The 14,775-nt window shown below is 41.7% G+C and carries 15 protein-coding genes; 12 read left to right on the plus strand and 3 right to left on the minus strand.

Annotated elements, in window-relative coordinates; translation table 11 throughout:
• Positions 1-146 precede the first annotated feature (146 nt).
• The 9 genes from sixA (at position 147) to V7K32_RS01695 (ending at position 9,233) form a co-directional block, all read left to right on the plus strand.
• Positions 147-641, plus strand: coding sequence for a phosphohistidine phosphatase SixA (gene sixA / locus V7K32_RS01655; RefSeq protein ID WP_334989732.1), 495 nt, complete (start codon positions 147-149; stop codon positions 639-641).
• Between the two features lie 107 nt (positions 642-748).
• Positions 749-1,885 carry a citrate synthase gene (locus V7K32_RS01660; RefSeq protein WP_334989733.1) on the plus strand — a complete coding sequence of 379 codons (1,137 nt, stop codon included), beginning with the start codon at positions 749-751 and terminating at the stop codon, positions 1,883-1,885.
• A 293-nt stretch (positions 1,886-2,178) separates the two neighbouring features.
• Positions 2,179-3,297 carry an NADH-quinone oxidoreductase subunit NuoH gene (gene nuoH / locus V7K32_RS01665; protein ID WP_334989735.1) on the plus strand — a complete coding sequence of 373 codons (1,119 nt, stop codon included), beginning with the start codon at positions 2,179-2,181 and terminating at the stop codon, positions 3,295-3,297.
• 105 nt (positions 3,298-3,402) lie between these two features.
• Positions 3,403-3,987 (plus strand): NAD(P)H-quinone oxidoreductase subunit I, encoded by a 585-nt coding sequence (gene ndhI, locus V7K32_RS01670; RefSeq protein ID WP_099102630.1) that lies wholly within the window; start codon positions 3,403-3,405, stop codon positions 3,985-3,987.
• A 139-nt stretch (positions 3,988-4,126) separates the two neighbouring features.
• The gene (locus V7K32_RS01675; protein WP_334989737.1) at positions 4,127-4,741 is read left to right on the plus strand and encodes an NADH-quinone oxidoreductase subunit J; all 615 of its coding nucleotides are present in this window, start codon (positions 4,127-4,129) and stop codon (positions 4,739-4,741) included.
• A gap of 60 nt (positions 4,742-4,801) precedes the next feature.
• Positions 4,802-5,107 (plus strand): NADH-quinone oxidoreductase subunit NuoK, encoded by a 306-nt coding sequence (gene nuoK, locus V7K32_RS01680; RefSeq protein WP_006199065.1) that lies wholly within the window; start codon positions 4,802-4,804, stop codon positions 5,105-5,107.
• Positions 5,108-5,113: 6 nt separating this feature from the next.
• A complete protein-coding gene (locus V7K32_RS01685) occupies positions 5,114-6,034 on the plus strand; it encodes an NAD(+) kinase (RefSeq protein WP_334989739.1) in 921 nt (306 codons plus the stop codon).
• A 359-nt stretch (positions 6,035-6,393) separates the two neighbouring features.
• Positions 6,394-7,176: a GNAT family N-acetyltransferase gene (locus V7K32_RS01690; protein WP_334989741.1), complete on the plus strand. Its 783-nt coding sequence runs from the start codon at positions 6,394-6,396 to the stop codon at positions 7,174-7,176.
• 395 nt (positions 7,177-7,571) lie between these two features.
• On the plus strand, positions 7,572-9,233 hold the full coding sequence (locus V7K32_RS01695) for a glycosyltransferase family 39 protein (protein WP_334989743.1): 1,662 nt from the start codon (positions 7,572-7,574) through the stop codon (positions 9,231-9,233).
• A 106-nt stretch (positions 9,234-9,339) separates the two neighbouring features.
• On the opposite strand, the gene V7K32_RS01700 is transcribed toward V7K32_RS01695, so the two are convergent.
• The 3 genes from V7K32_RS01700 to V7K32_RS01710 all read right to left on the minus strand — a co-directional run bounded on the left by V7K32_RS01700 (position 9,340) and on the right by V7K32_RS01710 (position 11,366).
• Positions 9,340-9,744 carry a hypothetical protein gene (locus V7K32_RS01700; RefSeq protein ID WP_334989745.1) on the minus strand — a complete coding sequence of 135 codons (405 nt, stop codon included), beginning with the start codon at positions 9,742-9,744 and terminating at the stop codon, positions 9,340-9,342.
• Positions 9,745-9,789: 45 nt separating this feature from the next.
• Entirely contained in the window at positions 9,790-10,362 is a 573-nt protein-coding gene (gene cobU, locus V7K32_RS01705; protein WP_334989747.1) for a bifunctional adenosylcobinamide kinase/adenosylcobinamide-phosphate guanylyltransferase, read from the minus strand.
• Between the two features lie 569 nt (positions 10,363-10,931).
• Entirely contained in the window at positions 10,932-11,366 is a 435-nt protein-coding gene (locus V7K32_RS01710) for a CVNH domain-containing protein (protein ID WP_334989749.1), read from the minus strand.
• A gap of 330 nt (positions 11,367-11,696) precedes the next feature.
• Between V7K32_RS01710 and V7K32_RS01715 the strand changes: the two genes are divergently transcribed.
• The 3 genes from V7K32_RS01715 to V7K32_RS01725 all read left to right on the plus strand — a co-directional run bounded on the left by V7K32_RS01715 (position 11,697) and on the right by V7K32_RS01725 (position 14,698).
• Positions 11,697-12,491, plus strand: a complete 795-nt coding sequence (locus V7K32_RS01715) for a hypothetical protein (RefSeq protein WP_334989751.1) — start codon at positions 11,697-11,699, stop codon at positions 12,489-12,491.
• Positions 12,492-12,691: 200 nt separating this feature from the next.
• The gene (locus V7K32_RS01720; RefSeq protein WP_334989753.1) at positions 12,692-13,624 is read left to right on the plus strand and encodes a glycosyltransferase; all 933 of its coding nucleotides are present in this window, start codon (positions 12,692-12,694) and stop codon (positions 13,622-13,624) included.
• 117 nt (positions 13,625-13,741) lie between these two features.
• Positions 13,742-14,698, plus strand: a complete 957-nt coding sequence (locus V7K32_RS01725) for a glycosyltransferase family 2 protein (protein WP_334989755.1) — start codon at positions 13,742-13,744, stop codon at positions 14,696-14,698.
• The last annotated feature ends 77 nt before the right edge of the window (positions 14,699-14,775 follow it).

Here is a 14,775-nt window from a genome sequence, read left to right on the forward strand (position 1 = left end):
AGAACACCTAACGCCGCGTTGCACCGGACAGATCGCATATCAACGAATACGTAATAATAATTAAGATTAGGATAGGTTAATCAACACCAGACGTAAATCCTAACTAAGTAGGGGCTACGCCCGTCTACGCTAATAAAATTCAAAGTATGGAACTATATTTAATTCGTCATGGCATCGCCGAAGACAAGGGATTAGGCATCAAGGATGAGGAACGCAGCCTGACCAAAGAAGGAAGGCAAAAAACTGAGAAAGTTGCTCAGAAACTTGTTAAATTGGGTTTAAGCTTTGATTTAATTCTCACCAGCCCTTTAGTGCGGGCCCGCCAAACGGCTGAAATCCTTATAGCAGCTAAACTAAGCTCCAAATTAGAGGAATCTAGCCACCTCGCCCACGATGGTCAAATTTCTAGTTGGTTAAAAGAGTGGTTAGAGCCAAGAAATTATTCCCAAAATACCCAACTGGCAGTGGTTGGACACGAACCTGATTTGACCAATTGGGCAGAAATTGTTCTATGGGGGGAAGTCAAAGGAAGCTTAGTCTTGAAAAAAGCAGGTATGATTGGGATAAAACTACCAGAAACAGGTTCTCCTTTGGGTCGTAGTCAGATGTTTTGGTTGACACCACCCAAGTACCTGCTATAACAGTTTTTCAACATTCCCAATTGTTGTTAGAAGGGCTACTGTTATGGCGACAATAATTTCTGGTAAGTTAGCTTGATCAGATATTTCATAAAGCAAATGGTGGTGCCATGATGGTGTGCGAATACAAGCCTGGTTTAGAAGGCATTCCCGCCGCCCAATCAAGTATCAGCTATGTTGATGGGCAAAAGGGAATATTAGAATATCGTGGCATCCGGATTGAAGAATTAGCAGAAAAAAGTACATTCTTGGAAACTGCTTATCTCTTAATCTGGGGCGAACTGCCAAGCAAGGAAGAACTGAAAACATTTGAGCATGAAGTTCGTTACCACCGGCGGATAAAATACCGCATTCGGGACATGATGAAATGCTTTCCAGAAAGCGGTCACCCAATGGATGCCTTGCAAGCCTCTGCTGCTGCTTTAGGCTTGTTTTATTCGCTCCGGGATTTACATAATCCTGCCTACATTCGGGATTCAGTGGTGCGCCTGATAGCTACGATTCCCACGATGGTAGCAGCTTTCCAACTGATGCGAAAAGGCAATGACCCAATACGTCCCCGTGATGACTTAGACTACTCCGCCAACTTTCTGTACATGCTCGATGAGAAAGAACCCGATCCTCTGATGGCGCGGATTTTTGATATCTGCTTGATACTTCAAGTTGAGCATACAATGAATGCTTCCACCTTCAGTGCCAGGGTTACAGCTTCCACCTTAACTGATCCTTACGCTGTGGTTGCTAGTGCTGTGGGAACTTTAGGTGGGCCACTGCATGGTGGAGCCAATGAAGAAGTAATTCAGATGTTGGAAAAAATTGGCTCTATAGAAAATGTCCGTCCCTATATAGAGCATTGTCTGGAAACTAAATCTAAGATTATGGGCTTTGGACATCGTGTCTATAAAGTAAAAGACCCACGAGCCACAATCTTACAAGGTTTAGCAGAACAACTGTTTGAAAAGTTTGGGCATGACAATTTCTATGATATTGCCCTAGAGATGGAACGTGTGGTAGAGGAAAAACTTGGTACCAAAGGGATTTATCCCAATATTGACTTTTACTCCGGTTTGGTGTATAGGAAGATGGGGATTCCCACAGACTTGTTTACGCCAATATTTGCGATCGCTCGCGTTGCCGGTTGGTTAGCCCACTGGAAAGAACAACTAGCAGAAAACCGGATTTTTCGACCTACCCAGGTTTACAACGGTCGGCACGAAGTTACTTATACCCCCATTGAGCAACGGTAATTAGTCTGGGGGCAAGGGGCATGGGGCAGAGGGGAAAACTCTTCTCTGTTATCTCCCCCTGCTCCCTCATCCCCTCATCCCCTCAATAGCAATCTCAATGCCAACCATAAGTAGAAGTTCTCATCTCGCTTCAGAGGGCTAAAACCATCCAACGATATACTAGGCATGGGCATTAGCAACAAATCTTCAATCAAGCATCATCTGGGCAAAAATTAAAAATAGGTGAATTTACAGGTATTAATTCAACTAATAGTTGTAATTCACTATGACTCGATGTCTTAAAGAGTGGAAACATGAACTCAGGAATTGACCTCCAAGGAACTTTTATTGAATCCCTCCGGGATTTAGGTTTACCAGCAGGAACAGCCAAAGCGATTTGGATGCCACTGCCAATGATACTGATGCTGATTGGGGCAACAGTGGGGGTATTAGTTGCTACTTGGCTAGAACGAAAAATTTCCGCCGCCGCACAGCAGCGAATCGGGCCAGAATTCCAGGGGCCTTTTGGGTTACTGGTACCTGTAGCGGATGGTTTGAAGTTGGTATTTAAAGAAGATATAGTACCAGCCAAATCTGACCCTTGGCTGTTTACCCTTGGCCCAATTATTGTTGTGATTCCGGTGTTTCTGTCATTCCTGATTGTCCCCTTTGGGCAGAACATCGTAATTACCAATGTGGGCATGGGCGTATTCTTGTGGATTGCCTTGTCAAGCATTCAACCCATTGGTTTGTTAATGGCTGGCTACGCATCTAATAATAAATACTCCCTCTTAGGGGGGTTGCGAGCAGCAGCGCAATCTATAAGTTATGAAATTCCTTTGTCGCTGGCGGTGTTAGCGATCGCTATGATGTCTAATAGCCTCGACACTGTTGATATTGTCAATCAACAGTCTGGCTACGGCATTCTGGGCTGGAATATTTGGCGACAACCAATCGGTTTTCTGATCTTTTGGATAGCCGCCCTAGCTGAATGCGAACGATTACCCTTTGACTTACCCGAAGCAGAAGAAGAAATCGTCGCAGGCTATCAGACTGAATACTCAGGTATGAAATTCGGTCTTTTCTACCTGGGTTCTTACGTGAACTTGATCCTTTCTTCCCTACTAGTAGCAATTCTCTACCTGGGCGGTTGGGATTTTCCCATTCCCCTCAATCTCATCGCTGGTTGGCTGGGAGTCAGTGAACTAAATCCTGTCTTCCAGATAGTAACTGCTGCTTTGGGGATCACCATGACCGTGTTCAAAGCCTATTTACTAGTATTTGTCGCCATCCTGTTGCGCTGGACAGTGCCACGGGTACGGATTGACCAACTGTTAGATTTAGGATGGAAGTTTTTGTTGCCAGTTGGTTTGGTTAATCTGCTATTAACCGCCGCCCTGAAACTAGCCTTTCCCTTCGCTTTTGGTGGTTAGTCATTAGTCATTAGTCGTTAGTTATTTGTACTAATGACTAATGACCAAGGACGAAGGACAAGGGACAAATAACGCTGATAGCTTAAAAAGAGAGAGTGAAACACAATGCTAAAGTTCCTGAAACAAGTTGGTGATTACGCCAAAGAAACGGTACAAGCTGCGCGTTACATTGGTCAGGGGCTTTCTGTCACCTTCGACCACATGCGGCGGCGTCCGATTACCGTACAGTACCCTTACGAAAAACTGATTCCTGGCGAACGCTTTCGCGGTAGAATTCACTTTGAATTTGATAAGTGCATCGCCTGCGAAGTCTGTGTTCGCGTTTGTCCAATTAACCTGCCTGTAGTAGATTGGGAATACGACAAAGCCAGCAAAAAGAAAAAACTCAACCACTACAGCATTGACTTTGGAGTTTGTATCTTTTGCGGTAATTGTGTCGAATTTTGCCCAACTAACTGTCTATCCATGACAGAAGAGTATGAGCTTGCCACTTACGATCGCCATGAATTGAATTATGACAGCGTAGCACTAGGTCGTCTGCCCTACAAGGTAACAGATGATCCAATGGTTACACCACTGCGCGAACTAGTTTACCTACCCAAGGGCGTCCTCGAACCACATGGACTACCCGCAGATGCGCCGCGTGCTGGTGCGCGTCCAGAAGACCTAGTAGAACAAACAGAAAAATAAATGTAATTTGTCATTTGTCCATTGTCATTTGTCCTTTGTTATTTGACCAATGACCAATGACCAATGACCAATGACTAATGACCAATGACCAGTGACCAATGACCAATGACCAATGACCAATGACTAAGGACAAAAAACAGTGAATCTAGCGGAAGGAGTACAGTTTGTATCGCTTGGCATACTAGGCGTGATGATGATTGGGGCGGCCATTGGTGTAGTGCTGTTCTCCAACATAGTCTATTCTGCCTTTTTGCTGGGGGGTGTGTTCATTAGCATAGCGGGAATCTACCTGTTGCTAAATGCTGATTTTGTTGCAGCTGCACAAATACTGATTTACGTTGGGGCGGTTAACGTGTTGATTTTGTTTGCCATTATGTTGGTGAACAAGCGCGAGGATTTTGTACCATTTCCCAACTCTTGGGTGCGGAAAGTACTAACAGGTATAGTCAGTGTAGGATTGTTCGGTCTTTTAAGTACGATGGTGCTGGCTACTCCTTGGGCTTACTCAGCTGCTCCTGTGGCGGGTGGTGAAAGTTCTATAGTTTTAATTGGAGAACATTTCTTCACAGACTTTTTACTGCCTTTTGAACTAGCTTCTATTTTGCTGCTGATAGCAATGGTAGGAGCAATTATTTTGGCCCGCCGCGAGTATTTGCCAGACCTGTTGACACCATCCAAACTGGGGCAAACTGTTTTTACTTTGCAAGAACGCCCCAGAGAACTAGTTTCAACAACCAGCGAAATAAAAGAGTAATATTTGCGACTTCATTCGTAGATAAACAGCCAGATTTTTTCAGGAGGGATACTCAGATTCATGCAACTCCAGTACTTTTTATTACTAGCAGCAGCTTTATTCTGCATCGGCATCTACGGTTTAATTACCAGCCGCAACGCTGTGCGGGTGCTAATGTCAATTGAGTTACTGCTCAACGCTGTTAATCTGAATTTAATGGCATTTTCCAACTTCCTCGACTCAACATTAATTAAGGGTCAGGTTTTCACAGTATTTGTGATTACCGTGGCCGCAGCCGAGGCGGCGGTGGGTTTAGCGATCGTGCTTGCCATTTATCGCAACCGCGATACCGTCGATATGGAGCAGTTTAATCTCCTGAAATGGTAATTGTGCGTGCAACTCAAGCAGGTAATCATTGCTTATAAAGCGCGGGATGCCCGGAGTAAAGAATGGGCAGAAATCTGTGCTAAACAACTAGAAAGTCGTGAGTGCCAGGTGTTGATGGGGCCAAGCGGGCCGAAAGACAACCCCTATCCTGTCTTTTTGGCTTCGGCGGCTCAACCAATCGATCTCGCCTTGGTACTCGGTGGCGATGGTACTGTTTTAACTGGTGCCAGACATTTAGCCCCAGCTGGTATCCCGATTCTGGGAGTGAATGTGGGAGGCCATCTGGGGTTTTTAACTGAGTCGGTGGAAGAGTTTCAGGATACTGAAAAAGTTTGGGATCGGCTGTTTGAGGATCGCTATGCTATCCAACGACGGATGATGTTACAAGCTGCGGTGTATGAGGGTCACGGGTCTAATTTAGAACCAGTGAGTGAGCATTATCTGGCTTTGAATGAATTTTGTGTCAAACCCGCCTCTGCCGATCGAATGATTACCTCAATTCTGGAAATGGAAATTGACGGTGAGGTAGTCGATCAGTATGTGGGGGACGGGTTGATTATTTCTACCCCCACAGGTTCCACTGGTTACACTGTTTCTGCTAATGGGCCAATTATGCATGATGGTATGGAGGCGATTACCATCACTCCTATTTGTGCAATGAGCCTTTCTAGTCGCCCCCTGGTTTTACCCCCTGGTTCTGTAGTGAGTATTTGGCCTTTGGGGGATTACGATTTGAGTACCAAGTTGTGGACAGATGGGGTTTTGGGGACTTCAATTTGGCCGGGAAACCGCGTTGATGTGCGGATGGCAGATTGTCGGGCTAAATTTATTATTTTGCGCGAGAACAATTCCTACTATCAAACGCTGCGGGATAAGTTGCTTTGGGCAGGTACAAGGGTTCACTACAGCAATAATCACCGTAATTAATTAAGTATTTTAGAGTGCATTTACCGCAGATTGCGATCGCCTACGCCTACGCAACCAAAATTATCCAAGCCCCTGGATTTATCCGGGGGCTTTCTGCCTGATTTTGATTCTTTTAACTAGTTTGCATTTATAGCCTATACCAAAGGAAAATTTTGTATCTTATTGCCAGATTTTTTCGGAATTAATCTTCATAATAAAAGTACTCTACCTCTAATCCAAGAGAGTAAAAAAGCTCTCTAGAGGTTATTTTATCAAAAACCGTCTCAGTCACACTTCGACACATTAATGCATAATGTGAGCTATTTGTGTAGTACCTAAATACTAGTAAAATATTTTCGCAAATCTAAGTAGGAAGATAGATGGAAGTTTCTGGACGCAACATCAATTACCCACTGAATCCTCCTCCCACTCTCGAAGATTTTCCCGTCCTTCAAACTGAAAAATATACCCTACGGCTAGCGTCAACTGAAGAAGAATTAGAATCAATTTTTCGGTTGCGCTTTGAAGTTTTTAATCTTGAACTAGGCTTGGGATTTTCTGCTTCTAACTTTACCCAGATGGATATAGATAAGTTTGATCCGGTTTGCCATCATTTAATCATGATCTGCAAACAAACGGGTAAAACTATTGGAACTTATCGGATGCAAACCTATGCAATGGCTTCTCAAAGATTAGGCTTTGATGCTGCCGATATATTTAATCTTAATGCGATTCCCAATTCTGTGCTTCAGGCATCAGTTGAAGTTGGACGTGCATGTATAGCTAAAGAATACCGCAATATTCAAGCACTTTTACTATTATGGAAAGGACTAGCAAATTATCTCATCTGGAGTAGAAATCAATATTTCTTTGGCTGTGCATCATTACTAACACAATGTCCTTTAAAAGCTACTTGCACTTATGATTATTTTCAGCAGAATGGCTTGATGCATCCAAGTATTTTGGTTTATCCAAATTCACAATTTTGTCTAAAAACGTCTCATAGATGCCTAGATTCATCCAATGTTGAAATACCTAAAATTGTGCAAGCATATTTAAATATTGGAGCTAAAATATGCAGTATTCCAGCTATTGACCGACACTTTAAGACTATTGATTTTTTAACTATATCTAATACCAACGACTTTGGTAGATGGCGTTAGGAAATGTTGTAAAAACTTTCTTTTGTCTTAACGACACTCAGTCGCAACTACAGCAATAAAACTAGTCTATTGCGCTATTTTTAGCGCACCACACGGGCTGTAAAAATAGGAATATTTATGATATTTTATTTCTTATCTGCATGTCGGCTGTAAAACGAAAGTCAGTTTTGCCGTATTGGATACAACCTTGTGCTATTGTTTTCAGAGTTAATAGAAGAGAGATATTTATTGTGAATATTTCAAATCAGATGAGCGCTCAAAGTGTGTTGGCGAGAAAGATGAGCAGGTTCAGATATAATAACTAGCGATGTTTACAACAGGCGTAGCTGTGGCACTTCATCCAGTGCGCCTGCCTGACTGGATTATTTTAGACAAATTATTGGGAAAAATTACTTATGCGCCATCTCAAATTTGCTCCGAGTTGGTTGCGATTTTTAACTGTTTTCTTATTATCGATGGGTGTATTGTTTCGCTTTTTTAACCTTGATAGTAAAATTTACTCGCATGATGAAACTTATACCTCATTGCGGATTTCTGGTTACAGAATAACTGAAGTAAAACAACAAATTTTTAATAATCGTGTCATTGCTTACGAAAGCTTTGCCCAGTTTAAAGGTGCAAATCAACAAAAAAGCTTAAATGACACAATCATGAATTTGGCAAAAGAAGATCCTTACCATCCACCGCTTTATTACATAATAGCCAGATTGTGGATGGAAATCTTTGGTAATTCGGTGACGGCGATTAGAAGTTTATCTGCTTGCATTAGTTTGCTGGTTTTTCCTTGTGTTTATTGGCTATGCCGAGAATTATTTAATGTACCATTATCGGTTCCTGGTGTAGCGATCGCACTTATGGCAATTTCTCCAATTCAACTAGTTTATGCTCAAGAAGCACAAGAATATATTCTCTGGTTAGTCACCATATTACTATCTAGTGCGTCTCTATTACGAGCAATGCGGCTGGAATCAGAAGATAAAGATGAGCCAGTAGAAGAACGACAACGACCAGATTTATTTGCTATTTGGAGCATTTATGCAATAACTTTAGCCATCAGTCTTTATACATGTCTTTGGAGTGCATTTGTAGCACTTGCTCACGGAATTTATGTAACAAGCGCTGCAAAATTTAATTTGAATGAAACTGTCAGAACTTATCTATTAGTATCACTGGTAGGTTTTTTAGCTTTCATGCCTTGGATAACAATTGTGATAGGCGACTTTTTTCAATTTTTGATTTCAGCAGATAAAACTAAAGTCCAGGCATTTTCGATGCCTATATTTCCATTTTTGCTGATGCAGTTAAGCCGGATTTTTTTTGATATAGACCTTAGCCAAGATAATCCTCTCAACTCTTTAATTACACCCATATTTTTAATTGTGGTAGGATATTCAATTTGTTTTCTTTGTCTAACAACTAACTATAAAGTCTGGTTTTTTCTGATCGCATTGATTGTAGTCCCAGCCCTACCTATAATACTCTCAAGTGCTGGTGGCATACAATTATCTACCGAACCATATTTCATGCCATCTTATTTAGGAATCCAAATAACTGTTGCTTACCTACTAGCTACGCAAATATATAATGAGAGCGGATCACGCCGGAGCTTATGGCAGATAATTATAGCATTAGTGATTATTTGTGGACTGATTTCTTCTAAGGTGAGTTCACAGGCAGAAACTTGGTGGAATAAGGGTATGAGTTATAGCAATCCCCAAGTTGCCCAAATCATCAATCAGACGAGTAGTCCACTTTTGGTTAGTGATGCTTTGGGCAATAATTATGGGAATGTTTTTTCTCTAAGCTATCTTTTGGAACCAAAAGTGCGATTTTTGTTGGTGAATAACCAAAAAATTCCCAATATCCCTGATGGTTTTGCTGATGTATTTTTACTTAATCCTTCAGACACTTGGCGCGAAACAATCGAAAAAAAGTATAAAGTAAAGACAGATATTGTTTACAGCGATCAATATTATTCGGTCTGGAAATTGGCTAAATCTCCTAAGTTGCACCGACGTAATATCCCACCTAATAATAAGTTATCTAGCAGTTTATAGCGTAATAATTTATTTCTTGCAAGTCCCTTAAGCCTAAAAAATAACTCCAATGTAGGTTGGTTTGAGGAACGTAGACGCGTTCGCAAAGCGAATAATGCAAGATTGTCTACAAGCGATCGCAAATTATTTTGAGTTGATCCAAAGTCTTAATTGGCTCTCGCGGTGCTGGTAATTCAGTATTAGGCCAGTTAGGTAAATCATTGCAGGGGCATAACAACGCTGGCATCCCCACGTTTCGCGCGGCTACTGGCATACTGCAACGGCTGCAAGGTAGCATCTCCCAGGCTGGTGTCAAAAGTTCAGCAATGGTTTCGTGTGTACCTTCTAGGTAACAATCACCCGATTCCGGTGAGAGAATTTTTTGCCAGCACTCTTCAAATTCTTTACTATAGCGATCGCCATTTAGCACCGATTGCGGCAAAAAGCTTGCCTTACCGTTGCTCGTAATCACTTTCTTACCCAACTGAAACCAGTAGGCAAGGTATCCTCTAACTTCTTGTTTGGTTGCCATATTACAATTTTAGATTTTAGATTTTCGATTAATTTGAATCAATAGTTAAGAATCTTGACTCCTGAATGTTCCAGCCCCTTTATTTGGCAATGGATAACCAAGGATGCTGAGATTGAGAACATGACCACCAGTAACTAAATAAACAGTATTGCTGAGTACACCTAGCTGGCGCACTAAAGAACCCAGGCGATCGCGGAACGCCCTCCCAAGGGGATAAGCTGGTATCACACCCCAACCTACCTCTTCTGCTACAAACAGTATATCAGCAGCCACCAGATCCACCGTCTCTAATAACTCTGCAACGATATTTTCCCAGGTAGATTCGTCCTCTTCTAAGAGATTAGCAACCCAAGTTCCTAAAGAATCAACTAAAAGACAGGTATAGGGTTTAGCATCGGCGAGGGTAGCAGACAGTTCCACAGGTACAGATAAAGTTAGCCAGTCTTGGGGACGACGTTGTTGATGTTCTAAAATGCGTTGATGCCATTCTTGGTCATCTGGGTTATCGGTGGCTGTTGCTACGTAAACAACTGCTTTTTTTGATTGCATAGCCAGAGTTTCTGCCCATTCACTTTTACCAGATCGTGCTGGTCCTGTTACTAAAATGATTTTACCCAAAGTTGTTTTCTGAATATTTTAACAAGAGAGGCAGGAGGAATATTGCTTTTTGCCTCCTGCGACTATTATTGCAAGTGAGCTTGTGGTTTAAGAGGATGTTTTAAAAGTTATAAACCACGTCTATCTTAAAATCTATAGTTCTTCCATGATGAAAAGGATTTGCCCTCATCCCCCAACCCCGAATCCCTCTCTCTGGGATTCGGGGAGCCAGAATTTCAAACTCCCTCTCCCAGAGAGAGGGAGAGGGATTTAGGGAGAGGGTGAAAACTACGGTTCTCAACTTAGGGACTGACAAATAAAAAAATGTTCCAAAACTGACGCAAAAACTCTCTCTATTTCTTCTCTCTGCGTTCTCTGTGCGGCAGTCGCTCATGGGGGAAACCCCCAAGACCGCGCTGCCTTGTCTCTGTGGTTCGTTTATTGGAATAATTTATTTCTTGTCAGTCCCTTAGATAAGGTTTACAAGGTATAATTTGCTGTTCTGCACTGGGTTAAGTAAGGTTTTAGCCATGTACTGAGATGGTTCGGTGTGCTAAATATAAGAGCAAAATACCTTTTTAAACATCCTCTTAGAAGCCGTCAATTACTGTTAAATTACCGTCGTAATTTGCTATTTCATCATCCAATGTTATAGAAGAATATGGCCAAGAACCTCCGCCATCTCCTGCCTCGCAATGCAAAACTGTAACATTTGTAACATTTATGCCACAATTTCTAACAGAATTTGCAAAACCACCGTTTTTTTGCCATGCTAAAGTTCCATGGTTATTTGTTATATGAGCATTTAAATCTACGAAATTTATCGAACCGCTGTGAATCTGTCCTGTGGTGGTATAGCAGTCTGCTTCTAAAGGAGAAAAACCCCCATGGCCAATAAAATAATCAAACTGAATGTTATGACATGATCCTGTAAATCCACCACCTGCTAACGCTATATTTTGTTTGAAAAGGATTGGTGTAGCGATTAGTGAAACAATACAAATGTACTTGCTGAATTTAAACATCTGAGAGACTCCTTATTTGTGGCTATAACAGCAAAACTTTCTTTGGAGGACATAAGCCCTCTTTTTTTATATTGGTTTGATGGGAATAAATTTATTCAAGCGAATTAGTGGAACTTAAACTTAATTTGCCAACACGCTCACCCACATTGGCCGCAGTCACCAACCGCAGTTTTTTACTTTATCGACAAAATTTTTAGTTTCAAATAACTTTTAAGGGATAAAATTAGCACCAGCATCATTGATGTCACAACTGGCAAAAGCCAAAAATCCCAACAACCCCATTCTTAATTATTCAATACCATCGGGGACAGCAAACTTTAGGATGTCTTTATGAACGCAGGCTTAAAACGCATAGAAGCAACTCTACATGATTTAGGGCGCGGCACTGCCTCTGCCGCCGAAGCTGGTGATTCGACGACAAAACGGCCTTTTTCCTTTAGAATTAGTGTCGGAGCCAACGAACCCACAGAAAGTAGACAAACTCCATCCTCTCAGGAAGAACAAACAGTTGATACTGAGAGTGATTATCCTTCGGAAGAAAATTTCTTTCCTCCCCATGACTCTGTGCAGACCTTTCAAGCAGAAGAGGATGGTAGCAAAACACCCAGCCTACCCAAGTTGAAAACTCCAACCTTTAGTAGCCATCGCCACGCAGCAAATCCAGGATTGGCGATGAATCTATTGCAAGAAATTCAGGAAACCGTCGCAGGTTGGCAAATAGAACTGCAAAATATTTTAAAGCAAATTCAGGATATTTACTTAGAAGGGCCAATTGTCAATGGCTGGTTAGAATCTAATCCCAAAGAACCAGAAGCAGGAGGAACTGCAACACTGCGTCATGCAGAAGTTGACCGCCTGATGAACTACGTAGAAGAAATTTGTGCCACTGGTGGGAAAGTGTCTAATCAATCATCTATTACTGGCTATCGGCTCTGTGGTATAGACGATACTGGTAAAGTCTGGTCGCGCCCATGTCCAGCAGATCAAATTCCGAATGTTAGCATGGCGATCGCTCGTTACCAAAAGTTACGTCAACTCTTAGGACGCAAGCAATCTTTGGAAACCCGCCTGAGTCAACTGGCTCAAACACTTGTAGTTTTACACGGTCATATTCAACAAACGTAAAGTTTTAAAAATTATTTCCGAAGAAACTCGGTTGGTGGGTCGGTAATTTTTAGTTTAGATTAACTCTCAGCAGGTGTGCGTTGGATTTAAGATTTTAATCTAAAATCGTTCGACTGAGCGTAGCCGTACTCCTTCAAAGAAGCAAGCTACGCGTAGCGTTCCGCAAGAAAGTCCCAAATCTAAAATCCAAAATAAAATCTATGCCAGACACCCAAATCTCTGCCATTATCTGTACCCACAATCGAGATACCTATTTAGGGACTGCAATTGATAGTCTTTTAGCACAGGATTTTGCTGCTGACTTTGAAATTGTAGTAGTTGATAATGGATCTAGCGATCGCACCCGTGAGGTTGTAGAACAAAGAGTCCACAATCCGCGCCTGAAGTATGTATTTGAACCCACCATTGGTTTATCTGTCGCCCGCAACACGGGTGCAAAAGTAGCTAGTGGTGATATTCTTGCTTATCTAGATGACGATGCCGTTGCCAGCAAAGACTGGCTACAAGTTTTATATTTTGCCTATTACAATAATTCTAAACTAGCGATCGCAGGTGGCAAAGTCACTCTCATCTGGCCTCCAGGAATTCAACAACCACGGTGGCTATCTCCAGGGCTAGCTGCAAATCTGGGTGCATACGATTTGGGTGACAATATCATCTATATCGAGCAACCTGGCTTAACACCCAGAGGCTTAAATTACTCCATCCGCCGCAGTTTTCTAGAAGAAATTGGCGGTTTTGATCCTCATCTCGGTCGAGTGGGGAAAAATCTATTATCAAACGAAGAACTGCAAATGACCGAATTTGCCCTACAGCGTAATTGGCAAGTCGCTTATCTTCCCAAAGCGTTAGTTGCTCACAATATTGCTCCAGAACGCCTCCAACGCTCCTGGTTTTTAAACCGGGGCTGGTGGCAAGGTATCAGTGAATGCTATCGAGAACAACTCGCTGGTAAAGCTGGAATCGCTCAATTGCAACGAGGTAGTGAACGGTTTGTGCGCGGCTTATATAAGGCATTGCAATATTTTTCTGATCCAGCAGAACGGTTTGACAAACTTGTATATGCTTACGGTCAGATTGGTTATTTAAATGCTGCTATTCAAGGTCTTTTATTCAGATCAAATAACAAATAAAGAAGCATGGAAAATTCCGAATGCTTTTCTCTTGAATCTACAATCCGCAATCATATTCAAGTCCATTCTAACTCCTAACTCCTAACTCCTAACTCCTAACTCCTAACTCCTAAATATATGTCATCTAAAATCCCAGTTTCTGTATTAATTCCAGCAAAAAACGAACAAGCAAACTTGCCTGCTTGCCTTGCTAGCCTCAGCAGAGCAGATGAAATATTTGTAGTAGATTCTCAAAGTAGTGATAATAGCATTGAAATTGCTAACAGCCACGGTGTAAATGTCGTACAATTCAACTTCAATGGCCGCTGGCCTAAAAAGAAAAATTGGTCTTTAGATAATCTCCCTTTTCGTAACGAATGGGTATTAATTGTAGATTGCGATGAGCGCATTCCTCCCGAACTTTGGGAAGAAATTGATCGAGCAATTCAAAACAATGAATATACAGGTTATTATCTCAATCGCCGCGTATTTTTCTTAGGAAAATGGATTCGTTATGGTGGCAAATATCCTGATTGGAATTTACGTTTATTTCAACATAAAAAAGGTCGTTACGAAAATCTAAATACAGAAGATATTCCCAATACTGGTGATAACGAAGTTCACGAACATGTGATTTTGCAGGGCAAAGTTGGGTATCTCAAAAATGATATGCTCCACGAGGACTTCCGCGACCTTTATCACTGGTTAGAACGACACAACCGTTATTCTAACTGGGAAGCCAGCGTTTATTTTAATATTCTCACAGGTAAAGATGATAGCGGCACTATCGGCGCGAATCTATTTGGTGATGCAGTCCAACGCAAGCGCTTTTTGAAAAAAGTCTGGGTACACCTGCCATTTAAACCCATTTTACGGTTTATTTTATTTTATATTATTCAACGCGGTTTTTTGGATGGCAAAGCCGGATATATCTATGCCCGCTTGCTGAGTCAATATGAATATCAAATTGGCGTTAAACTCTACGAATTACGCAACTGTGGTGGTCACTTAAATACTGCAACTACCGCCAAAGAAGGAACTCTTGAGCAGGGGAGTAGGGGAGCAGAGGGAGAGCTATTGACCATTGACTCCTAACTCTGCCAATTTTAGATTTTAAATTTTTCCTTCAATCCAAAATTTAAAATCTAAAATCTAAAATCCAAAATTGAATG

It is taken from the genome of Nostoc sp. (assembly GCF_036917635.1).
Classification (GTDB): Bacteria; Cyanobacteriota; Cyanobacteriia; order Cyanobacteriales; family Nostocaceae; genus Nostoc.

Coding starts and splice junctions, on each gene's coding strand:
- V7K32_RS01710 (WP_334989749.1), bottom strand. CDS start 11,366: ATGTTTAAATTCAGCAAGTACATTTGTATTGTTTCACTAATCGCTACA.
- V7K32_RS01715 (WP_334989751.1), top strand. CDS start 11,697: ATGAACGCAGGCTTAAAACGCATAGAAGCAACTCTACATGATTTAGGG.
- nuoH (WP_334989735.1), top strand. CDS start 2,179: ATGAACTCAGGAATTGACCTCCAAGGAACTTTTATTGAATCCCTCCGG.
- V7K32_RS01695 (WP_334989743.1), top strand. CDS start 7,572: ATGCGCCATCTCAAATTTGCTCCGAGTTGGTTGCGATTTTTAACTGTT.
- V7K32_RS01700 (WP_334989745.1), bottom strand. CDS start 9,744: ATGGCAACCAAACAAGAAGTTAGAGGATACCTTGCCTACTGGTTTCAG.
- V7K32_RS01690 (WP_334989741.1), top strand. CDS start 6,394: ATGGAAGTTTCTGGACGCAACATCAATTACCCACTGAATCCTCCTCCC.
- V7K32_RS01660 (WP_334989733.1), top strand. CDS start 749: ATGATGGTGTGCGAATACAAGCCTGGTTTAGAAGGCATTCCCGCCGCC.
- sixA (WP_334989732.1), top strand. CDS start 147: ATGGAACTATATTTAATTCGTCATGGCATCGCCGAAGACAAGGGATTA.
- V7K32_RS01725 (WP_334989755.1), top strand. CDS start 13,742: ATGTCATCTAAAATCCCAGTTTCTGTATTAATTCCAGCAAAAAACGAA.
- ndhI (WP_099102630.1), top strand. CDS start 3,403: ATGCTAAAGTTCCTGAAACAAGTTGGTGATTACGCCAAAGAAACGGTA.
- V7K32_RS01720 (WP_334989753.1), top strand. CDS start 12,692: ATGCCAGACACCCAAATCTCTGCCATTATCTGTACCCACAATCGAGAT.
- nuoK (WP_006199065.1), top strand. CDS start 4,802: ATGCAACTCCAGTACTTTTTATTACTAGCAGCAGCTTTATTCTGCATC.